Source organism: Methylobacterium sp. FW102-HT35C08 (genome assembly GCF_058790235.1).
On record NZ_JBYTCL010000002.1, the window covers coordinates 5,115,616 to 5,137,089 of the forward strand.

The 21,474-nt window shown below is 70.8% G+C and carries 17 protein-coding genes, 1 tRNA gene and 3 pseudogenes; 11 read left to right on the top strand and 10 right to left on the bottom strand.

Annotated elements, in window-relative coordinates; genetic code table 11:
* The first annotated feature begins 489 nt into the window (after positions 1 to 489).
* From AC3WSN_RS24185 to AC3WSN_RS24230, 10 genes and pseudogenes are all read left to right on the top strand, one after another.
* Positions 490 to 813 carry a hypothetical protein gene (locus AC3WSN_RS24185; RefSeq protein WP_373622186.1) on the top strand — a complete coding sequence of 108 codons (324 nt, stop codon included), beginning with the start codon at positions 490 to 492 and terminating at the stop codon, positions 811 to 813.
* Positions 814 to 960: 147 nt separating this feature from the next.
* Positions 961 to 1,527: a hypoxanthine phosphoribosyltransferase gene (gene hpt / locus AC3WSN_RS24190; RefSeq protein WP_492541458.1), complete on the top strand. Its 567-nt coding sequence runs from the start codon at positions 961 to 963 to the stop codon at positions 1,525 to 1,527.
* A gap of 169 nt (positions 1,528 to 1,696) precedes the next feature.
* Entirely contained in the window at positions 1,697 to 2,062 is a 366-nt protein-coding gene (locus tag AC3WSN_RS24195; protein ID WP_058194980.1) for a response regulator, read from the top strand.
* A gap of 260 nt (positions 2,063 to 2,322) precedes the next feature.
* On the top strand, positions 2,323 to 4,389 hold the full coding sequence (locus AC3WSN_RS24200; RefSeq protein ID WP_492541460.1) for a GSCFA domain-containing protein: 2,067 nt from the start codon (positions 2,323 to 2,325) through the stop codon (positions 4,387 to 4,389).
* Between the two features lie 236 nt (positions 4,390 to 4,625).
* Positions 4,626 to 4,958, top strand: a complete 333-nt coding sequence (locus AC3WSN_RS24205) for a hypothetical protein (RefSeq protein ID WP_492541461.1) — start codon at positions 4,626 to 4,628, stop codon at positions 4,956 to 4,958.
* Between the two features lie 141 nt (positions 4,959 to 5,099).
* Positions 5,100 to 5,474 (top strand): hypothetical protein, encoded by a 375-nt coding sequence (locus tag AC3WSN_RS24210; RefSeq protein WP_492541463.1) that lies wholly within the window; start codon positions 5,100 to 5,102, stop codon positions 5,472 to 5,474.
* Positions 5,475 to 5,872: 398 nt separating this feature from the next.
* Positions 5,873 to 5,974, top strand: a pseudogene (locus AC3WSN_RS24215) (IS5/IS1182 family transposase); the annotation flags it as partial.
* 456 nt (positions 5,975 to 6,430) lie between these two features.
* Positions 6,431 to 7,840, top strand: a complete 1,410-nt coding sequence (locus AC3WSN_RS24220; RefSeq protein ID WP_492541465.1) for an LLM class flavin-dependent oxidoreductase — start codon at positions 6,431 to 6,433, stop codon at positions 7,838 to 7,840.
* Between the two features lie 85 nt (positions 7,841 to 7,925).
* Positions 7,926 to 9,239 (top strand): annotated as a pseudogene (locus AC3WSN_RS24225) (acyl-CoA dehydrogenase family protein); the annotation flags it as partial.
* 19 nt (positions 9,240 to 9,258) lie between these two features.
* Entirely contained in the window at positions 9,259 to 10,293 is a 1,035-nt protein-coding gene (locus tag AC3WSN_RS24230; RefSeq protein WP_492541467.1) for a substrate-binding domain-containing protein, read from the top strand.
* Positions 10,294 to 10,303: 10 nt separating this feature from the next.
* Here AC3WSN_RS24230 and AC3WSN_RS24235 read toward each other — a convergent pair whose 3' ends face one another.
* The 7 genes and pseudogenes from AC3WSN_RS24235 to AC3WSN_RS24265 form a co-directional block, all read right to left on the bottom strand.
* Complete coding sequence (locus AC3WSN_RS24235; RefSeq protein ID WP_192709616.1) at positions 10,304 to 11,317, bottom strand: ABC transporter permease; 1,014 nt, start codon at positions 11,315 to 11,317, stop codon at positions 10,304 to 10,306.
* Positions 11,287 to 11,946: an ATP-binding cassette domain-containing protein gene (locus tag AC3WSN_RS24240; protein ID WP_492543234.1), complete on the bottom strand. Its 660-nt coding sequence runs from the start codon at positions 11,944 to 11,946 to the stop codon at positions 11,287 to 11,289. Before AC3WSN_RS24240 ends, AC3WSN_RS24235 begins: the two co-directional genes overlap by 31 nt.
* Positions 11,874 to 12,722: pseudogene (locus tag AC3WSN_RS24245) on the bottom strand (ATP-binding cassette domain-containing protein); the annotation flags it as partial. The gene AC3WSN_RS24240 and the pseudogene AC3WSN_RS24245, both read right to left, overlap by 73 nt.
* A 136-nt stretch (positions 12,723 to 12,858) precedes the next feature.
* Entirely contained in the window at positions 12,859 to 13,842 is a 984-nt protein-coding gene (locus AC3WSN_RS24250) for an ABC transporter permease (RefSeq protein ID WP_492541469.1), read from the bottom strand.
* A complete protein-coding gene (locus AC3WSN_RS24255; RefSeq protein ID WP_492541471.1) occupies positions 13,839 to 14,864 on the bottom strand; it encodes an ABC transporter permease in 1,026 nt (341 codons plus the stop codon). The genes AC3WSN_RS24250 and AC3WSN_RS24255 overlap by 4 nt, the downstream gene beginning before the upstream one ends.
* On the bottom strand, positions 14,854 to 16,383 hold the full coding sequence (locus AC3WSN_RS24260; protein ID WP_492541473.1) for a sugar ABC transporter ATP-binding protein: 1,530 nt from the start codon (positions 16,381 to 16,383) through the stop codon (positions 14,854 to 14,856). The genes AC3WSN_RS24255 and AC3WSN_RS24260 overlap by 11 nt, the downstream gene beginning before the upstream one ends.
* Positions 16,384 to 16,407: 24 nt before the next feature.
* Positions 16,408 to 17,427, bottom strand: coding sequence for a sugar ABC transporter substrate-binding protein (locus AC3WSN_RS24265; protein ID WP_492541475.1), 1,020 nt, complete (start codon positions 17,425 to 17,427; stop codon positions 16,408 to 16,410).
* Between the two features lie 286 nt (positions 17,428 to 17,713).
* On the opposite strand from AC3WSN_RS24265, the gene AC3WSN_RS24270 reads away from it, so the two are divergent.
* Entirely contained in the window at positions 17,714 to 18,925 is a 1,212-nt protein-coding gene (locus AC3WSN_RS24270; RefSeq protein WP_492541477.1) for an SfnB family sulfur acquisition oxidoreductase, read from the top strand.
* A gap of 311 nt (positions 18,926 to 19,236) precedes the next feature.
* Here AC3WSN_RS24270 and AC3WSN_RS24275 read toward each other — a convergent pair.
* The 3 genes from AC3WSN_RS24275 to lysA all read right to left on the bottom strand — a co-directional run bounded on the left by AC3WSN_RS24275 (position 19,237) and on the right by lysA (position 21,466).
* A tRNA-Ser gene (locus AC3WSN_RS24275) sits at positions 19,237 to 19,328 on the bottom strand.
* Between the two features lie 12 nt (positions 19,329 to 19,340).
* Entirely contained in the window at positions 19,341 to 20,201 is an 861-nt protein-coding gene (locus AC3WSN_RS24280) for a glycosyltransferase family 2 protein (protein ID WP_373622189.1), read from the bottom strand.
* Complete coding sequence (lysA, locus tag AC3WSN_RS24285; protein ID WP_492541479.1) at positions 20,198 to 21,466, bottom strand: diaminopimelate decarboxylase; 1,269 nt, start codon at positions 21,464 to 21,466, stop codon at positions 20,198 to 20,200. The genes AC3WSN_RS24280 and lysA overlap by 4 nt, the downstream gene beginning before the upstream one ends.
* Positions 21,467 to 21,474: the final 8 nt, after the last annotated feature.

Sequence of the window (21,474 nt, forward strand, 5' to 3'; positions counted from 1 at the left end):
AACCTGAAACTGGAGGTTACCTCTATAAATCAGCTAGTTACATCGATGCTGGCCACGTTTGGCCACGAATGGCACCAGATTGTGGATCTGGGGGTCCCCCGTTCGAGCCGGGGCGGTGGTACCATCCATTCAGCTCGACAGCGTAAGGGGTTGGCGGATCGCCGACCCCTTTTGCTTGAACGGGGCCGGATCCGGCGCTCCCGCGGAACCGGCCGATCGCGGCATCGGGTTCGATCCACGGCCCCGGAGCGTGCGCGAGACGCCTCTCCGATCCTGTGATGATCGCGCCCGAGCATGCGCACGGCGCGACGCGCCATCTTCGCCCGTGCGGGCTCCGGAAGAAGGCAATGGCCCGCGCGCTCCCGTGGTCGGCAGTCCGCAGTTGAATTTGCGCGTATGTTATAGAATCGCCTAATTTGACCGCTTAAGGTGATGGCACCGCGGGGATTGACTATTTTCATATGGGTGAAGACCGATATGGATAGCAGGATGCAGCAGGATCAACTTGAGATCGTCAGCGCGCTGGCGGCCTCTCTGGCCGACCGGATGCTGATGGAGCGCCTGACGCGCGGGACGCTTCCGCTGGCGGATGCCGGCCGGCTGTGGACCGCGTCGCTCCTTCTCGAAGAGCACGAGCGCCCGATTCCCGGCATCGTGACGGATGTCCTGGAACAGGTCCGTCACGTCGAGCCGGCCGACGGCGCGGATCCGGAAGCCGGTCCGGACGTGACGGACGCGGACGACCGGCCGGCGCCGCGCACCGGCCGGCTGATCCGGCTGCTGCGCCCGTTCCGGCCGGCGGCCGAGACCTGACGCCTCCGGGGCCGGCGTCTCCCGGCCGGTGACACGGCCGCCCATCTCGTGGATCCGTAGTTTCCCCGGCGCGCCGGGGGCGCTAAGACCGGTGCCGATCGCGGCGGCGGGTCCCGCCCCGCGGCCGGGCTTTCCGGGACACGTGAGATGACCATCCCTGAACGGCGCGTTCGAATCCTGTTCGACGAGGCGGCGATCGCCAAGCGCAACGACGAGCTGGCTGAGGAGATCCTGGCCGCGCGGCCGGAGAACCTCCTCGTCGTGGCGGTGCTCAAGGGCAGCTTCATGTTCGCCGCCGACCTGCTCCGGGCCCTGCACCGGGTCGGGCTCGCGCCGCAGGTCGAGTTCGTGCACCTGTCGAGCTATCGCACCGGAACGGTCTCCACCGGGCAGGTCGAGATCCTGCGCGACGTGCAGAGCGAGGTCCGCGGGCGGGACGTCCTGCTCGTCGACGACATCCTGGAATCCGGCCGGACCGTCGTCTTCGCCAAGGATCTGCTCATGGCGCGCGGCGCGCGGCGGGTGCTCACCGCGGTGCTCCTCGAGAAGCCGGGCAAGCGCGCGGTGACGATCGATGCGGATTTCGTCGGCTTCACCTGCCCCGACGTGTTCGTCGTCGGCTACGGCATGGACGCGGCCCACGCCTTCCGGCAGCTGCCCTTCGTGGGCGTGGTCGATTACGGCAGCACGGATCCCGACCTGTTCGACCCGTGAGCCGGCTCGCATCAGGGCGCGACATTTTGGCCTCTCCGCGCGCGGCGGCGACCGTTTCGGAACGCAACGTCTTGACAGGCGGCGGATCCGTCGGCGTCTGTCGTCTCCTCAAGAGCTAGGCGTCATCGCGGCGGGACGCTCGCGGGATTGGGGACGTTTGCGGGACCACATGGCGCGCATCCTTCTGGTGGATGACGAAGAGACCGTCCGGGGCTTCCTGAAGCGGGGGCTTGAGATCGACGGGCACGCCGTCGTGACCGCCAATGACGGCAGCGACGGGCTCGACCGGCTCAACGAGGCCGATGGCGGCTTCGACCTGATGCTCACCGACATCCGCATGCCGCTCATGGACGGCATTGCCCTGGCGCTCGCCGCCAAGCGCGACTTCCCGGAGCTGACCATCCTGCTGATGACCGGCTTCGCCGACCAGCGCGAGCGGGCGCGGGGGCTCGACGCCATCGTCACCGACGTGCTGACGAAGCCGTTCTCCCTCGCGGACCTGCGCGCCACGGTGAGGCGGGCGCTCGCCGCCTGAACGGCCGGGCCTCCGGACCGGCGCGGCGGGCCGCTCCGCGCGGGACGGCCGTCGGTGCGCCGCAGGGCTGATCCCCTCGGGCGCCGCAGGAGGGGAGGACGTCTGCACGGAGGGCGCGTCCGCTCGTCGTCCTCGGCACCTCGCGGCGCGGCGGCTTTGGGATATGGTCCGCCCAGCGACGGCGCACCGATGCGGCGCCCGCCCGCCCATCGGCTCCGGCCGGGACAGGCGCGGTCCGTGGGACTCTTGATGGCCTGACCATGACCTCAGACACGCGACTCGAAGTCCCCACCGAAGAGACCTTCAACACGGAAGGCTATCTCGCGGCCAATCCCGACGTGCGGGCGGCGGGGATGTCGGCGCGCCTCCATTTCGAGCTTCACGGGCGTCGCGAGGGACGCGTGCAATATGCCGGGCCGCCCGACCCGCGCGTCACGCGCATCACCGTCATGGGCAACTGCCAGGCGCCGGTCCTGGCCCTGTGCCTGCGCACGATGCTGCCGGACGCCGAGATCCACGGTGTCCATCTCGGGGTCATGAGCACCGAGACCGTCGCCGCGAGCGACCTCGTCCTGCTCCAGACCGAATTCGCCGCGCTCGCCGACAACCGGGAGATCATCCCCGCGCGACAGGCCGAGCGCCTGCGGCTCTGGCCGACCTTCTACCACTCGGGGTTTCACCCCGATCTGGTCTATGCGCGGGCGGGTGACGGTCCGCTCGCGAGCCCCCTTCACGAGTATAATTCGGCGCTGGTCCTCTACGGGTGGCTGCGCGGCCTGACGATCGGGCAGACGATCAACCTGTTCCGCGAGGAGGTGTTCGACCGGCTCGGCTATTTCGACCACGCCGCGAGCGCGGATGCCTATCTCGCCGAGGATTTCGCGCGGGCCGGGCTCGACGGCGAGGCGCTGCTGGGCGATCTGAAGCGGCTCGCCCCGTTCTGCCATGCCGTCAACCACCCGACGCTCGCCGCGCTCGGGCGCATCGCGGAGGCGGTGCTCGCACCGACCGACCTGTCCGTCTCGGTGCGCCATGTCGAGCGGTTCCTGGCCGATCCGCTCCTGTCCGGTCCGGTCTGGCCGGTCTACCCGCATGTGGCGGACCGCCTCGGCCTCCCGGGCAGCTACGACTTCAAGGCGCCGGGCACACCCGGCCGCATCCTCGACCTCGAAGGGTTCGTGAGCGGCGCCTTCGCCCTGTACGCGGCGCATGATCGCGCCGCGATCCAGGTCGCCCGGCTGACCGAGCAGGCGGATCGCTACCGCGACCTGGAAGACCTGGCGCGTCCCATACCCCGGCGCAGCGCCAATCCCTACGCGAAGCTGCCGGATCATCATTTCTGGCGGCGGTCGGTGGCGGGCGTTGCGTCGGCGGATCTCGATCCGGTGACGAGGCCCGGATTCCAGCTCACCCCCGCCGACCGGATCGCCACCGCCGGCAGCTGTTTCGCGCAGCATATCGCGCGCACGCTGATCGATCGCGGGTTCAACTATCACGTCACGGAATCCGGTCCGGGCGGCTCCGACCTGTTCACCGCCCGGTTCGGCAACATCTACAGCGCCCGGCAATTGCTGCAGCTCGCCCGCCGCTGCTACGGGCTGTTCCAGCCCCAGGACGTCGCCTGGACCCGGCCCGACGGCCGCTTCGTCGACCCGTTCCGGCCGCAGATCGAGCCCGACGGGTACGCGTCGGAGCAGGCGGTGGCGCAGGCCCTGCCGCCTCACCTCGCCGCCGTGCGGCGGATGTTCGAGGAAAGCCACCTGTTCATCTTCACCGTGGGACTCACGGAGATCTGGGAATCGACCGTCGACGGCGCGGTCTTCCCGGTCGCCCCCGGGGTGGTCGCGCTGCCGCCGGACCCGTCCCGGTATCGGTTCGTGAACATGAGCGTGGCGGAGGTGCGGGCGGATCTGGCCGAGTTCATCGGCCTCGTCCGCCAGCACAATCCGGACCTCAAGATCCTGCTGACGGTCTCGCCGGTGCCGCTCGTCGCCACGTATGAGGACCGGCACGTGCTGCAAGCCACGACCTACAGCAAGTCCGCCTTGCGGGCGGCCGTGGACGAGATCTGTCGGGACCACGCGGCGGTCGATTACTTCCCCTCCTACGAGATCATCACCAGCTGGCACAACGGCGGCGCCTATTTCGAGGCCGATCTGCGCTCGGTCGCGGAGAGCGGCGTCGCCCACGTGATGCGGGTCTTCGAGCGGCATTACCTGCGGACCGTCGACCGGCCGGCGGCACGTCAGGATGCGGCGCTGCGGGCCGAGTTCGCGCGCGCGTCGAAGATCCTCTGCGACGAGGAAGCTCTGGACACGGGGCGCTGAGAGGTTCCGATCGCGGGCCGGTGACGCGGTCGGCGCTCCCGGGACTGGGCTTGATGAGCCGATGCGGCACGCGCAACGCAGCGGGCGGGATCGGGCGTCCCTGCCGGCGCGTTCGGCTCCGGCCCGCGCGTTTGAGCCGGCTGTGTTCAGGCGAACTTAAACATTCCCCTTAGGCGGGACTTCATGAAAGCGTGGCAGTCTTTGTCTGATCAGATCAGGCCGAGCACAGTCACGCCATGTACCGCCGGGACCGGGAGATCGATGCGCCGCCGCTCCACCCAGACCGGTACGAGTGGGACGCCTCGGAGCCGGACTGGGCCGCGGACCGGGACGGGCCGCGGCCCGCGCGGGCGGGGGTCTTCGGCCGGCTCGGCGCGCTCCTGAAGTTCGCGACCCTGGCGCTGCCGGCGGCGTTCTTCCTCTACGGCAGTCTGGCCGATTGCAGCGGGCGTCCCGCCGCAGGCTGGCTCGGGCTCGTCGGGGCCGGCGCTTGCGCGCGCAGCGAATTGCTCGGCAGCGTTCTCTCGATGCAGGACAATTTCGCGTTCCTGAAGCGCCTGATCGACTGACAGTGCCTCGCAGGAGGCCGGGGCATCCGAAGGCCTTCTCCTGAACGCGACGGTCCGACGGATGGCGCGTGAAAGCCCGTCGCGCCGCGCCGCTGCCCCCCGACCCGATCCGCCTCAGCACCCCCGTTCCGCGAGCCCGCCATGTCCAGCCGCTCCCTCACCCCCGCCTCCGGCAACACGCCCGATGCCGTCGAGGAGGCGCAGTTCCGCGCCCGTATGGCGCGGGTCGGGCCTGATCGGGGTGGGCGGCGTGCGCACCGGAGCGGCGCCTCCGGACGGGGCCGCGGCGTCCGGCTCGGCTGGAAGGGCTGGCTCGTCGTCGATGGTCTGGTCGTGCTCTTGGTCGTGGCCGGCGTGGTCTCCTGGCCGCCGGTCCAGGCCTGCCGGCATCAGGATCGGACAACCGGGTTCTACGCAGGGGATTCCCTCGACAAGTGCATCCGGCGGGGCATCGCCGCCCGGATCGACTTGGCCGACCAGCGCATCAAGAGCCTGATGCGCGGCTCCGGCCACTGAACGCGCCGTCCTGATCACCCGAGCCAGGGCGGCCGGCGACGAGGGCTGACCGCGCCCGATCGGTTCTTCCGCAGGCTCGGTCCCGACGGCCGCGGGCGGTGCCGTCGCGGATCGAGGCCGGCGCGCCCGTTGGACCGTTCCGCGACGCAACCCGGTCGGATGCGGGAGATCTCGGGCATCCGAAAGACACCCCGCGCGCGAGCGGTCCCGATGCGTGTCGGACCGGGGCCGTCCGGGGCGTTGGCTGCTCGAGCGCGCAGGCCGTGCGCGCGTGAAGCCGGCCGCTCGCCTGCGGCTTTCGACCCTGCCGAACGAAACATGAGCGCGCGGGTCGGCGCTCCATCTGCGGCTGACACCCGGGTGTGGCGCCCACGCCCGCCGGCGCCGGCGCGCGTTGGGCTCGCAGCCTCACACCTCGCATCGCGCGCCGCGGCGTCGAGAGCGGCGAGCGTCTCGGACGCTGCCGCTGCATCGTGGAGCGCCTCCCGGTCTGGCTCGCTTCCGCCATCGCGCCAATCGCTGCCAGCGACCCGCCGATCACTGGTGCGCTTCATCCGCGCCTGCGCCTGCCTTGGCCGGTCCTGGGCGAACGGGTTTGGCCCCGATCCCGAGGGTGGCGATCTCCTCCCTCGTCGCCAGGGCAAAATATCATTCCTCGCGACCGGCGAATTATGACAGCACATTTTCTCACGTCTGTGGAATAGATGAAGCATAAGACAAAATGAGACGGGCAAGTTCGGGCGCACAAGAAATCATCTGCAGGAAAAACAATTCACGAGCCTGCGGAGATGCACAGAATAGAGCGGGTGAATCGTCGAAATCGGTTCGTCTGCTGGCACGCCGGCGTCCGTATTGCTGAGGCAGGGTCGCGCACTACGGATCAATACCTGTGTTCACGGTCCGAAGCCGTCTCGTCCCGCTGCTCGTCGTCAGGCTCCGAGAGGTACGACGCCCGCATGTCGCGAACCATCCGCTTCAACGCCTTCGACATGAACTGCGTCGGTCACCAGTCGCCGGGCCTGTGGGCCCATCCGCGCGACCGGTCGTGGCAGTACAAGGATCTGGAATACTGGCAGGATCTTGCGCGGACGCTGGAATGCGGCATCTTCGACGGAATCTTCATCGCCGATGTCGTCGGCTATTACGACGTCTACAAGGGCTCGAACTGGCACGCCCTGCATCAGGCGGCGCAGATCCCGGTCAACGATCCGCTCCAGCTCGCCGCGCCGATCGCGCTGGCCACCGAGCATCTCGGCATCGGCATCACGGCTTCGACCTCCTTCGAGCACCCCTACACTTTCGCGCGGCGCCTCTCGACGGCCGACCATCACACAAAGGGCCGCGTCGGCTGGAACATCGTCACCTCGTATCTCGAGAGCGGTGCGCGCAACCTCGGGCAGGAGGGGCTGAAGCGCCACGACAACCGATACGAAGTCGCGGCCGAGTATATCGAAGTCTTGTACAAGTTGTTTGAGGGCAGCTGGGAGGACGGCGCGGTCCTGCGCGACCGGGACCGGCGGATCTTCACCGACCCGGCCAAAGTCCACGAGATCGGTCATCGCGGTCGGCACTTCACGGTGCCGGGCTACCATCTGTGCGAGCCCTCGCCGCAGCGCACGCCGGTGCTCTATCAGGCGGGCGCTTCGGGGCCCGGCAAGGCCTTCGCGGCCGCCCATGCCGAGTGCGTGTTCGTCGCCGCGCCGCTCAAACCGATGCTCAAGGCCTACGTGGCCGACGTGCGCGCCCAGGCACAGGCCGCCGGCCGCTCGCCCCGCGACGTGCTGATCTACAACCTCACCACGATCATCGTCGCCGAGACCGACGCGGCCGCGCAGAAGAAGTTCGAAGAGTACCAGTCCTACGCCTCCTATGACGGCGCGCTGGTATTCATGTCGGGTTGGAGCGGTATCGACTTCGGTCAGTACGCGCCGACCGACCTGATCCGGAAGGTCGAGACCAACGCCATCGTGTCGATGGTCGAGCACTTCTCGTCGTCCGAGAAGCCGTGGTCGATCGCGGAACTCGCCCGCTGGGGCGGCATCGGCGGGATCGGGCCGGTCTTCGTCGGCTCGCCCGCGACGGTGGCCGACATCCTCCAGGAATGGGTCGCCGACACCGACGTCGACGGATTCAACCTCGCCTACGCGGTCACGCCGGAGAGCTTCGAAGATGCCGTGAACCTGCTGGTTCCGGAACTGCAGCGGCGCGGCGTCTACCCGAAGGCCTACCACCCCGGAACCTTGCGCGAGAAGCTGTTCGGCCGGGGCCCGACCCTGCCGGAGGCCCATGCGGCCCACGGTTTTCGCGATATCGAAGCCGTGAAGGCGCGCGAGGCGGCGCTCCGCCCCGCCGCCGCGGCCGAGTGAGGGGGCCCCGTGTCCGCCCAAGGACGCGCAGACCGGGCCATCCGGCGGCACCCCAATCCTCCACCCCGCGAAGGTTGCGAAACCGATGATCCTGTCGAATCCCGCGCCATCACCCGGCCAGGCCGCGAATGTCGAGCCCGTGGATGCCGCCACGGCGGCCGCGCCCTGGCCCCCCGAACGCGCCGCCCGCGGCGCACCGCCGAGCCCCCGCTACGGGGCCCTCGCAGCCCGGTTCCGGCCGATCTTCGCCCGGATCCGCGCGGGCGCCGCCGCCCGCGAGGTGGAGCGGGTGCTGCCCTACGACGCGATCGGGCAGCTGAAGGCGGCCCGCTTCGGCGCCCTGCGCGTGCCGGAGGCGGAGGGCGGCCTCGGCGCCAGCCTGCCGGACCTGTTCGAACTGCTCGCCGAATTGGCCCAGGCCGATTCCAACCTGCCCCAGGCCCTGCGCAACCATTTCGGCTTCGCGGAGGACACGGTCGGCAGCCCCGACGATCCGCGCCGCCGGCACTGGATCCCGCGTATCGCGGCCGGCGACCTGTTCGGCGGGGCTTGGTCGGAGACCGGGTCGGCCGTGGTCGGAACCTTCGAGACCCGCATTTATCGCCAGGGCGACGGCTGGAGGCTGACGGGGCGGAAATACTACACCACCGGCTCCCTCTACGCCGACTGGATCGACGTGGTCGGCACCGGCGAGGGCGGAGAGGAAACCTCGGTGGTGGTGGCCGCGAAGGGGCCGGGCGTCACGATCGCGGACGATTGGGACGGGTTCGGCCAGCGCCTGACCGCCAGCGGCACCGCCACGTTCACGGAGGCCCTCGCCATCGGCGAGCCGTTGCCCACAGAGGTGCGCTTCGCCTACGGGACGGCCTTCTTCCAGGCGGTCCACCTCGCGACGCTAACCGGCATCGCCCGGGCGGCCGCCGACGAGGCGACACGGGCCGTGCGCGAGCGGGCGCGGACCTATTCCCACGCGGCCGGGCCGCGGCCCAGCGCCGACCCGCAGGTGCTTCAGGTGGTTGGTCGCGCGCACGCGCTGGCCTACGCTGCGGGCGCCCTCAACCGCCAGGCCGCGGAGGCGGTGCAGCGGGCCTACGAGGCCCGGATCGGGGGCCTGCCCCAAGCCGAGGTCCAGGCGGTCAACGTGGCCTCGGAGATCGAGCTGGCCCAGGCGCAGACCGTGCTGACGAGCCTCGTGCTGGACGCGACCACGATTCTGTTCGACGCGCTCGGCACCTCCGCCACGAGCCGCCGCCACGCCCTCGATCGGCACTGGCGTAACGCGCGGACGATCGCCTCGCATAACCCGCGGATCTTCAAGGACCGCATCGTCGGTGACTTCGCGGTCAACGGCACCGAGCCGCCGTTCCAGTGGAAGATCGGGCAGGTGCTGCCCCCGCGCCGTAGGAGCAGGGGGAGCCATGTTCGCGCGTTCCAGTCTCTGGGCCGCCCTCGCGGCGCTCGGCCTCGCGACAGCCACCCGGGCCGCCGACTCGGGCGCCCCGCCGCCCTTCGATCGCGGGGGCGTCAAGGTCGCGCTGGTCCGCTACCTGTCGGCCGGCGATTTCTACCAGGCCTACGAGGCCGGCGCCCGGGCGCAGGCCAAGGCGCTGGGCATCGATCTGCGGATCTTCCCTGGCAAGCAGGACGCCGCCCTGGAGCGCGTGCAGGTCGAGCAGGCCATCGCGCTCGGCGTCCGGGCGATCGTGATCGACCACGGCCTGCCGGAATCGCTCAAGGATGTCGCCCGGAAAGCCGTCGCCGCCGGCATCAAGGTTGTGGCCTTTGACGTGAACCTCGACGATCCCCGGATCCCCCAGGTCGAGCAGAGCGATCAGGCGCTCGCCCAGAAGGCGCTGGACCAGATCGTGCAGGAGAACGGGACCAGCTTCCAGGCGGCCTATGTCTATGTCGCCGGCTTCGCGCCGCTCGATCGCCGCGACGCGGTCTGGACCGCCTTCAAGACCGCGCATCCGGGCGTGATCGAGAAGGCCCGCTTCGGCACGGTCAGCGACACGACGGCGAGCGCGGTCGCCGACCAGGCCAAGGCGGCGCTCCGGGCCAATCCGAGCATCACGGTAATCTTCGCGCCCTATGACGAGTTCGCCCGCGGGGCGAAGCTCGCGGTGAACGAGCTGAACCTCGCGAACCAGGTCAAGATCTATTCGGCCGACGTCTCGACCGCCGATATCGGCGAGATCACCGAGCCGCATAGCCCCTGGGTCGCCACCGCGGCGACCAACCCGGCCGTGGTCGGCGCCGTCTCCATCCGGGCCGCGGCGCTCGCCCTTGCCGGGCAGGGTCCCGGGCCCCGGATCACCGTCGAGCCTGTACTGCTGACGCAGGGGGCGCTGCGGGAGGGCGGCGTGCGGACCATCGCGGACCTCAACGCCCGGATCCCGGCCTTCGGTCGCTCTGAGGCCGCCAGCGCCGCCTGGATCCCGCAGCCGCGCTGATCGCAGCCTGTCAGGCCCGCCGCGGGGCGAGACCGTAGGTGACCGTCAGGGCGCCGATCAGCACGGCGCCCTTGATGAGATCCTGGAGGTAGTAGGGAGCGTTCAGCATCGTCAGGCCGTTGAGCAGAACGCCCACGAAGACGGCGCCCACGACCGTCCCGAGAATGTTCGGCCGATTGGCGCCGAGCACGGCATGGCCGATCAAAGCCGCCGCGACGGCATCGAGCATCAGCCCGTTGCCGGCCGAGACGTCGCCGCGGCCGATGCGGGCGGCCAGCAGGATGCCGCCGATGGACGCCACGAGGGCGGAGATGACGTATGCGGAGACCCGGTAGAGCTGAGTCGGCGCTCCGGCGAGCCGGGCTGCGAGTTCGTTGCCGCCCACCGCGTAGAACACCCGGCCGAAGCGGGTCCACTCCATCACGAGCCAGAGTGCGGCCGCCACGACCGCGAGGACCAGAACCGGGACCGGCAGGATATCCCAGAACCGGTGCCGGCCCAGCGCCAGGAAGGCGTCGTTGAAGGTGCCCTGCGCGACCGATCCGTCGATCAGGATCATGCCCGGCGCGATCGAGCGACCACCGGTCGGGACCAGCTGGAGGCCGGCCAGCAGGAACAGCATGCCGAGGGTCGCCAGGAGGTCGGGGATGCCGAGCCGGACGATCAGCACGGCGTTGCCGAGGCCGACCAAGATGCCGAGCCCAAGGCAAAGCAGGAGGGTGCTCCCGGTCGAGCCATCGAGCACCACGAGGCTATAGGCGGCCGCCATCTGCACAAAGGCGGCGAGCCCTCCGACCGAGAGGTCGAAGCCGCCGGCAATCATCGTGACCGTCACGCCCAGGCCGAGCAAAGCCACAATGGCGACGGCCTGCAGGATGCTGAACAGGTTGCTGACGCGCAGGAAGGCGGGCTCGGCGACGGCGAAGACCGCCACCACGCCGGCGAGCAGGATCAGGAGCCCGTAATCGATGGCGAGCCGGCGCAGGGACAGGGTCACGGTCGCAAAGTGGGCGGGCGATGGCATGGCGGGGTCTCGGCAGAGCAGAATGACGGGGTGTCGCCCAAGGCCGTCGTGCCGGTCTCGGCGAGATCGGCGGCCTCTCCGACCACGGCACGCTCCGCCATGACGAGGACCCGGTCGCCGATCGCGAGGGCCTCTTCGAGGTCGTTGACGAACACGATCGTGGCGCGGTCCCGCGCGGCGGACCGGATCGCCCGGACGATGTCGTCGCGCGCGCCGAGATCGATGCCCTGGAACGGCTCGTCGAGCAGCAGCAGCCGCGCCGGCTCGGCGTGCCAGCGCGCCAGGACGACCTTCTGCTGATTGCCGCCCGATAGCGCCGAGGGCAGGTCCCCGGGACCGCGCGCCCGGATGCCGAAGGCGGCGATGCCCGCATGCGCCGCTCGGCCGCCCGCGCCACGAGGCCGGTTCTGCTCCAGCGGTCCAGGAAGGGAAAGCCGATCGTGCCGGCGATGTGCGCGAACGGCACGGTGGCCGGGAAGAAGGTGGTCCGCCAGCGATCCTCGCCAGCCATGAACACGCCGTGCCGGATCGCGTCCCGGGCCGAGCGCGGCCGCCAGGGGCGGCCGTCGAACTCCATCCGGCCGGCCGCGAGAGGCCGGAGCCCGAAGATCGCGCCGGCCAGCGTCGATTTCCCCGCGCCGACCGGCCCGGTCACCGCCACGACCTCGCCCGCCTGCGCGACGAGATCGAACGGCGCCGCGCCTGGCGCGAGCCATGCCCGGGACAGGCGCAGGATTGTCCCGGTCGCCGGCACCGGACTGCGCGGCGTTGCCTGCCCGACCGCGCGGCCGACCATCGCGCGGAGCGCGGCGCCGAGATCCAGGGGGCGCTCGAACCGGCCCGCGACCCGGCCGTCCCGCAGCACGACGACCCGGTCGGCGATGCGGCACAGATCGCCGGTCCTGTGCGAGATGTAGAGGAGCGCGACGCCGCGGCACTTCAGCCGGTCGAGGACCGCGAACAGGCGCTCGGATTCCGGGGCCGAGAGGCTGGCGGTCGGCTCGTCGAGGATCAGCACGGCCGGGTCGTGCGCGACCGCGCGGGCGATGGCGACGAGCTGGCGCTCGGCGAGGGAGAGCGTTTCGAGCGTGCGGGACAGGTCGATCTCGAGGCCGATCCCGGCTGCGATCGCCGCGGCGGCGCGCCGGCTCCGCCGGCCGCCCATCCAGACCGGCGCGCGCACCGCGCAGACGCGGTCGAGCAGGAGATTGTCGGCGACCGAGAGGGTCGGGACGCCGACATCGGCGATCGACTGATGCACGGCGACGATCCCGTGCGCCCGCGCCTGCCCCGGCGACGCGAACGCCGCTGCCGTCCCGCGGATGCTGATGGAGCCCGCATCGGCCCCGTGGACGCCGCAGAGGATCTTCACCAGGGTCGACTTACCGGCACCGTTGGCGCCCATCAGGGCGAGGGCCTCCCCGGCGGCGAGGTCGAAGGTCACGTCCGCGAGCGCCCGGGTCGATCCGAAGCACTTCGTCAGACCGCGCACCGCCAGCACCGCGGGCCTGTCCGGCGCCGGATCGGCCCACCCCGACACCTCAGCCCGCCCGGCCCCGGCCCGCGAAGGCCAGGATCAGGGTCAGGAGGATCAGCACCCCGGTCCCGACCTGCTGCCAGTAGAAGTTCCAGCCGATCAGCAGCAGGCCGTTGGTCATGAAGCCGAACAGCGCGACGCCGAGCAGCGTGCCGGGGACGTTGGCCCGCCCGGTGCGGCTGAGCGCGGTCCCGATGAAGGCCGCGCCGATGCTATCGAGCAGGTAGGCGTTGCCCGCGTAGGGCACGTAGGCGTTCACGTGCGCCGAGAGCAGGATGCCGGCGACCGCTGTGATCGTCGCGCTCGCGACGTAGATCAGCGCCAGGATGCGCCGCACCGGCAGGCCGGAATAGAGCGCGACCGGCGCCTGGACGCCCACGGCCAAAACCTCGCGGCCGAACCGTGTGCGCCCCAGGAGCAGCCCGATGCCGACGCCCAGCACGAGCACCAGCCACAGGGCGAGCGGGACGCCCAGCCAGGTGCCGTGCCCGATGAAGGCCAGCGCCGGGGTGATCCGGCCGGCCGGGACGTAGACCGGATTGCCGCCATCGGTCGCGAGTTGCTGCAGGCTGTGGCCGATGAACAGGGTGCCGAGGGTCGCGAGGAACGGCGTGATCCCGAGCCGGGCGATCAGCAGCGCGTTGAACAGCCCCGTGCCGATCCCGGCCAGAAGTCCGAAGAACACCGCGAGGGCGACCGGCTGCCCGGCGCTCGCCGCCGCGATGAAGGCGAGGCCGCCGAGATCGACGGCAGTGCCGACCGACAGATCCGTCCCGCCCGAGGCCACGGCCAGCGTCATGGCGAGCGCCACGATCGCGGTCAGGGCCACGCTGTTGACCAGCACGCCGGTGACGTTGGCCATCGTGAGGAAGCCCGGCGCCAGGGCCGAGAACACGGCGAGCACCAGGGCCAGCATGGCCGGCAGCCCGAACCGCAGAAGCTCCGCCGCCGGGATCGGCCAGGACGGTCGTGCTCGCGTGAGGCTCATGCGACGCGCCCCCGGACCCGCCCGACCCCGACCACGGCGAGGATCAGCGCGCCCTCGATCCCGTTCACCCAGTAGGTCGAGACGTGCAGCAGCTGGAAGCCGTTGGTCAGGCTGCCGAGGAACAGGGTCGCCAGCAGCGTGCCGGTGATCGTCGGCACGAAGCGGCGCGAGACCATGAAGCCGAGGAAGGCGGTTGCCACCACGGGCAGCAGCATCTCGGACGACCCGCCGGTGGCGCTGTTGAGGAAGGCCACCGACGCGATCCCCGCGACCCCGCCGAGCAGCCCGCTCGCGATGTACGATCCGGCCACGTAGCGCCCCGTCGCGATGCCGGCCGCCCGGGCCGCCGCCGGGTGGCCGCCGACCGCCTCGGACCGAAGGCCCAGCGGCGTCACGCGCAGCAGCGCGGCAAGGCCCAGCGCCAGGGCGAGCAGGAGCCAGCCCAGGACCGGAACGTCCAGTGGGCCGGTGCCACCCAGCGCGTCGATCAGGGGCGAGGACGCGGGGATCGTGGTGTTCTCGGTGAGCACCAGTTCGAGCCCGGCGCAGATGTTCATCACCGCGAGCGTGGCCAGGAGCGGCGGGATCCGCAGCCGCAGGATCGACCCCGCGTTCACGAGGCCGACCGCGAGGCCCGTGCCGAGGGCGGCGGCCGCGCAGGCGGGATCGCCGTAACCGGCCTGGTTGAGGCTCGCGAACACGGCGGACGAGAGGCCGAGCGTCCCGGCGAGGGAGAGGTCGATGCCGCCCGCGATCACGTCCGTCCCCCCGGTGATCAGGACCAGCGTGAGGCCGAGGCTCAGGATGCCGAGCACCGCCGACTGCGACAGGATCAGCCCGAGATTGGTCGGATCCAGAAAGGCCGGCGCCCGCACGGCGAAGACCGTCAGCACCGCCAGGTTCAGCAGGAGGCTGCCGGCGCCGCGCAGGCCGGCGGCGGCCTGGACAGCCTGCGCGATCCGGGATGCGGGGCCGGTCTCAGGGGCAGGCGCGGCGAGGGTTGGAACAGCGCTAAGCGGCACGGGCCACCTCCATTTCGCCGCCGGTCGAGGACGCCTGGAGCAGGGTCCCGGCATCGGTCCCGGCGGCAGCGTGCTCCGCGACGATCGTCCCCCGGAACATGACGAGGATCCGGTCGCACAGGCCGAGCAGCTCGTCGGGATCGGCCGACAGCAGCAGGATCCCGGCTCCGCGCTCCGCGGCCTCGGCGATCAGCCGGTAGATCTCGGCCTTGGCGGCGATGTCGACCCCGATCGTGGGCTCGTCGAGGATGTAGAGGCGCGCCTCCCGTGCGAGCCACTTGCCGAGCGCCACCTTCTGCTGGTTGCCGCCGCTCAGCGTCCGCACCGGCGCGTCCGGCCCGCCGGCCTTGATCTGCAGCGCGCCGATGAGGTCCAGCGCCCGGCGCCGCTCCGCGGACCGGTCGAGCCAGCCCCAGCGGCTCAGCCGTCCGAGGCTCGCCAGCGTCAGGTTCTCGCGGATGCCGAGATCGAGCGCGACCCCGTGGGCGCGCCGATCCTCCGGCACCAGTGCGATGCCCCGGCGCACCGCCTCGGTAGGAGAGGTCAGGCGCGCGGCCTGCCCGTCGAAAGTCACGGCGCCGGCCGTGATCGGCGCGAGGCCGAACAGCGCCTGGACGAGATCCTTGGCGCCGGAGCCGAGCAGGCCCGTCAGACCCAGCACCTCGCCGCGGCGGAGGGTGAAGGAGACGTCGCGGACTCCCGTGCCCACGCCGACCCCTGCCATCTTCAGAACGGGCGCGCCCGGCGCGGTGCGGTGGCGCGGGTAGAGGTCGGTCACCGGGCGGCCGATCATCAGCTGCGCGAGGCCGCCGGCCGGGACGTGCCGCGGATCGACCTGGGCGACGTCCCGCCCGTTGCGCATCACCGTGACGGTGTCACAGAGCTGCTCGATCTCCGCGAGGTAGTGGGAGATGTACAGCGTGGTCAGCCCCTGCGCCTTCAGCCGGCGGATGGCGGCGAACAGGTGCTCCACCTCTCGCTGGGCGAGCGCTGCCGTCGGCTCGTCGAAGACCAAGATCCGCGGCTCGGCGAGCAGCGCCCGGGTGATCTGCACGATCTGCTGCTGCGCGGTGGAGAGATCGCGGATCAGGGCGCCCTTCGGCAGGCTGACGCCGAAAAAGTGATCCAGCGCCACCTCCGCCCGGCGCTGCAGGCTGCCGCGCCGGATTCCGAAGCGGGAGGCCGCCGCTTCCCGGCCGAGGAACAGCGCCTCCCCGACGGTGGCGGTCGGCACCAGCAGCCGCTCCTGGTGGATGAAGGCGATACCGAGCGTCTCCGCGCCGTCGGGCGTCATGCCGGCGACCGGAGCGCCGTCCAGCGCGATCGTCCCGGCCTGCGGCGTCACGAGCCCGGCCAGGACCTTGATGAGGGTCGACTTGCCCGCGCCGTTATGGCCGATCAGCCCGTGAATCGTCCCCGGCCCGACCGTAAGGGAGGCGCCGTCGAGCGCCCGGGTCGGCCCGAAGGTCGCGACCAGTCCCTGCATCGCGAGGGCCGGCGGCACGGCGGAGGTCGTCATGCGGAAGGTCTCGTCCGGGCCGCTTCAGGCCTGGCCGAGCTGCCGCTGGACCTCGGCGGCGTTCGCCTTGTTGGCGACGATGGCCGGGACGAAGGTCTGGGACGGCAGGTTCGTCTGGCCCGCGAAGTAGCGGGCGACGTTGAGCACCGCCGTGCGGCCGATCACTGAGGGTTGCTGCGCCGCCACGGCACCCGCCGGCGCCTTCGGGTCCTTGACCAGGGCCAGCACCTCCGGGGTGCCGTCGACTCCGTAGGTGCGGACCTCCGTGCGCCCGGCCGCGATCAGCGCCTGCGTGGCGCCGAGCTGCGGGATGTCCCAGGCCGACCAGATCGCCGCGATCGAGCCCGGCTCGGGATACTTGGCGAGCAGCGCGGTGATCTGCCCGTAGGCATCCTGCACCGTGTTGGGGATCACATCCCGCAGCTCGGGCTGGATGATCTTCGCATCCGGGTAGTATTTCAGCACGGCCCGCAGCTGCGTGTACCGGATCTCGCAGACCGGAACGCCGGCGAACCCGTTGAACACCACGATGTTGCCCCGGCCGTTGATGTCGGACACGAGCTGCAGCGCCAGCTGCGCGCCCAGCGAGAAATTATCCGAGGTCGCGGTGTTGATGACGTTGGTCGAGGGCAGGTCCACCGAGAAGACCGGGATCCCGGCCTGCCGCAGCTTCTTCAGCCACGGATCGACCACTGTGAGGGTGCCGAGCGTCTGGATCACGGCGTCGGGCTTCTGGGTGACCAGGGTCTGCAGCTGGCTGACCAGCGCCTTGTCGCTGCGCCCGGCATCGAGCCCGACCGGGGTGCCGCCCAGCTCCTTCACGGTCTCGACCTGCGCCTGATAGGCCTTGAGGTCGAAGAAATGGTCGGTGCCGGCGACGCTGATCGCGATGGTCTTGCCCTTGAGCGACAGGGTGCCGTCGCCCGCGGCAGCCGGCGCGGCCTCCGCGGCCCGTGCCGCGCCGGGCAGCAGGGCCGCCGTGCCGAGGCCCGCGCCCGCCCGCAGGAGGGCGCGCCGCGACAGGGACGAAAACGCGTCGGACATGGATGTTTTCCGAAAATCGGCCGCGCCAGCGCGGTGCTGAAAGATCGCCCGCCGATCTCAAAACGATCAATATGTTTTTTGCGCAGATCTGGAGAATCACATTTCTCTTTTGTGCGCCCATCGGATGTCGATCTGCTCCGATGTACCGCTGCAGTTGCACGAAGCTTGGCGCATCATCTTCAGATCGGAAGAATCGATCGCGCGTCGTCGTTGACTCGCCGGCGCGTTTGCTTTCGCCTGTCGGGCATCGCCCTCGTTTCCAATGCCGTCCTCTTCCGGATCCGCCATGACCACAGCCGCGTCGCCCACGCCGCAGCCCCGCGCCCATCGGATCACAACGGAAGCGGAGGCCTTGCAGATCGCCCGCGACCTCGCGGCGGAGTTCGCGGCCGGCGCGGCCGAGCGGGATCGCCACCGGCGCCTGCCGGTGGCGGAGCTCGATCGCTTCTCGAATTCGGGTCTCTGGGGGATCACAGTGCCCAAGGCCTATGACGGCGCGGGCGTCGGCTACGCCACGCTGGGCGAGGTCATCGCGCTGATCGCAGCGGCCGATCCGTCGATCGGCCAGATCCCGCAGAACCACTTCGCGGCGCTCGACGTCATCCGGGTGACCGGCTCCGAGGCGCAGAAGCGGCTGTGGTTCGACCGCGTGCTGCAGGGCTATCGCCTGGGCAACGCCTTCTCGGAGAAGAACAGCCGCCATGTCGGTGCGTTCGAGACCACGCTCCGGCCGCAGGGCGACGGTTTCGTCGTCGATGGCGACAAGTTCTACGCGACCGGTGCGCTGTTCGCCCACTTCATCCACATTGGCGCGGTCGACGCGGAGGGCCGCGTCCACCTCGCCATCGTGGACCGCGACGCCCCCGGCCTGACGGTCATCGACAGCTGGTCCGGGTTCGGCCAGCGCACCACGGCGAGCGGCGATGTCGCGCTGCGCGGCGTCGCGGTCGCGCCCGAGGCGGTGATCCCCGCCTGGCAAGGCGGGGAGCGGCCGTCGTCGAACGGCCCGGTCTCCCAGTTCATCCAGGCGGCGGTCGATCTCGGGATCGCGCGCGGCGCCTTCGATGAGATGGTCCGCTTCGTCCGGACGCGGTCGCGGCCGTGGATCGACAGCGGGCGGGAGCGCGCCTCCGAGGACGCCCTGACGATCCGCGAGGTCGGCCAGCTGGTCGTGGCGCTGCGGGCCGCCGAGGCCCTGCTGGCCCGGGCGGGGCGGGCGATCGACGGGATCCTGGACGACCCGACGGAAGGTGAGGCCGCCGAGGCCGCAATCGCCGTGGCGGAAGCCAAGGTGCTGACCACGGAGATCGCCTTGTCGGCTGCCAACAAGCTGCACGAGCTCGCGGGCACCCGCTCGGTGCTGGCGGCGGACAACCTCGACCGGCACTGGCGCAATGCCCGCACCCACACCCTGCACGACCCGGTGCGCTGGAAGACCTTCCACGTGGGCAACCACGTGCTGAACGGGATCGCGCCGCCGCGGCATGCCTGGAGTTGAACGTCTCGATCGCGGGCGCTGGAGATGGGTGCGCCCCACTCGGGGCGCGAACCGGCCCAGGCGATCCGGAAGGGCGTAGATCTCCCTTCGCCTACGCTCGAGGCCGGCGCGCCGCGGGAGACCGCCTCCTGATCACCGTGCCGTGTCTCGGCTGGGATGTTTTCGATGAGAGAGGATGATTCGGTTGTCCGATCCCTCCGCCGGCCCTGCCAGGCCGTCGACTGTGCCGCTTGAGACGAGGCTCAGAGCGAGCCTGCGAAACGCCAAGCGGCTGCCAGCCTAACCGGTTGTTTCAAGGGCATAAAATCTGCTGGCGGAGACGGAGGGATTCGAACCCTCGATACCCATTTCTGGGTATGCTCATTTAGCAAACGAGTGCCTTCAGCCGCTCGGCCACGTCTCCGGCGCCCTGGCTCTAGAAGGTCGGATCGAGCGGGTCAACCCGATCCCGGCGGGCCGCGGCCAAACGGCGACGCTCGACGTGCTTGGCGACGCGTAGATGCCGGGAGATGGCGTAGTTCATGGCGGTGAGGAAGCCGTAGGTGCCGCGCACGATGTGGCGGCGGCCGAGATAGGCCTTGAGGAAGTTGCCCGGCAACTCGACGAAGACGCGCCAGGTCGGGATCACCACGCCCCGGGCTTCCAAGTCGTCGGCCTGCTGATCCGAGTAGCGGTTGAGCTTGTCCAGCTGGTCGCCCAGCGAGCGCACCGAGAAGTGGTGAATCACGCCCTTGAGCCGGCCGGGCGTCACCCCGGGCTCCAGCACCACGCGGTCGTGAACCGGCGAGGCCGAGTAGCGACCCCGGTCCCGGCGGTAGAGCCGCACCGGGGTCAGCGTGTAGGCGAGCGGGTGGGGACGGCCCTCGCCGGGGAAGATCTCGGCGATCGCGATCCGCCACGCCGGCCGGCGCGGTTCGCCCGCCGCGAACAGGGCGCGGATCTCCCGGGCGAGGTCCCCCGGCACCACCTCGTCGGCGTCGAGGTTCAGGAGCCAGTCATGCCGGCACTGCGCCTCGGCAAAGCGCTTCTGGGGACCGTAGCCCGGCCAGGGATTGTGGATCACCCGCGCGCCGAGCGCGGCCGCGAGCGCCTGCGTGCCGTCGGTGGAGCCCGAATCGACCACCACGATGTCGTCGGCCAGATCGCGCACCGCCCGGATCGTCGCACCCAGCCGGTCCGCCTCGTTCCGGGCGATGATGAAGACCGACAGCGGCAGGCGGCCGGCCGGATCCGCCACTGGCGCGGCTGGAGAGGCGCCCACAGGATCCCCGCTCACGCCAGCCAGTCCGGCACGCGGTCGAGGGCGACGAGCGCCTCGACCCCGACGCGCGGACGCACGACCGCCGCACGATCGGCCCGGACCAGCACCTCCGGCACCAGCGGCCGGGTGTTGTAGGTGCAGGACTGGACCGCTCCGTAGGCGCCGGCGCTCATCACGGCAATCAGGTCGCCGGCCTTCACCTCCGGCATCTCGCGGTTGAGGGCGAGATAGTCGCCGCTCTCGCAGACCGGGCCGACCACGTCGGCGACGAGGCGCGGGGTGTCGGGCCGCGGCTCGAGGACGGGCCGCAGGCCGTGATAGGCCTCGTAGAGGGTGGGGCGGATCAGGTCGTTCATCGCCGCGTCGACGATCACGAAGGTGCGGCCCTCGCTGTGCTTCACGTAGAGCACCCGGGTGACCAAGATCCCGGCATTGCCGACGATCATCCGGCCGATCTCGAAGACCGGCCGCAGGCCGAGCGGGGCGAAATGGGGCCGCAGGGTCGCGGCCAGCGCGGCCGGGTCCGGCGGCGGGGCGTTGTCGTCGCGGTAGGGGATCCCGAGGCCGCCGCCGAAATCGATGTGGCTCAGGGGATGGCCCGCCGCCATCAGCTCCCGGGCGAGGCCGGCGAGCAGACGCGCCGCGTCGGCGAACGGGGCCAGATCGGTGATCTGGCTGCCGATATGCATGTCAACCCCGTGCACGGCGATGCCCGGCAGCGCCGCCGCGGCCGCGTAGACGGCCGGGGCCCGGGTGATCGGGATGCCGAACTTGTTCTCGTACTTGCCGGTGGAGATCTTGGCATGGGTGCCGGCATCAACGTCGGGATTCACCCGGATCGAGATCGGCGCCTTCAGGCCGAGCGCCACCGCGGTCTCCGAGAGAAGCGCGAGTTCCGGCTCGCTCTCGACGTTGAAGCAGTAGATCCCGGCCTTGAGCGCCGCCTCCATCTCGGCGCGGGTCTTGCCGACGCCGGAGAACACGATCTTGCCCGGATCCACCCCGGCGGCCAGCGCCCGGTGCAGCTCGCCGCCCGAGACGATGTCCATCCCGGCGCCCCGCGCCGCGAGCGTGCGCAGCACGGCCTGGTTCGAGTTCGCCTTCATGGCGAAGCAGACGAGCGCATCGTCGCCCGCGAACGCCTCCGCGAACACGCGGTAGTGTCGCTCCAGGGTGGCGGTGCTGTAGCAGTAGAACGGCGTGCCGACCTCGGCGGCGAGGGTTGTCAGGTCGACATCCTCGGCGTGCAGGCGCCCGTCGCGGTAGTGGAAGTGGTGCATCTCGGCCG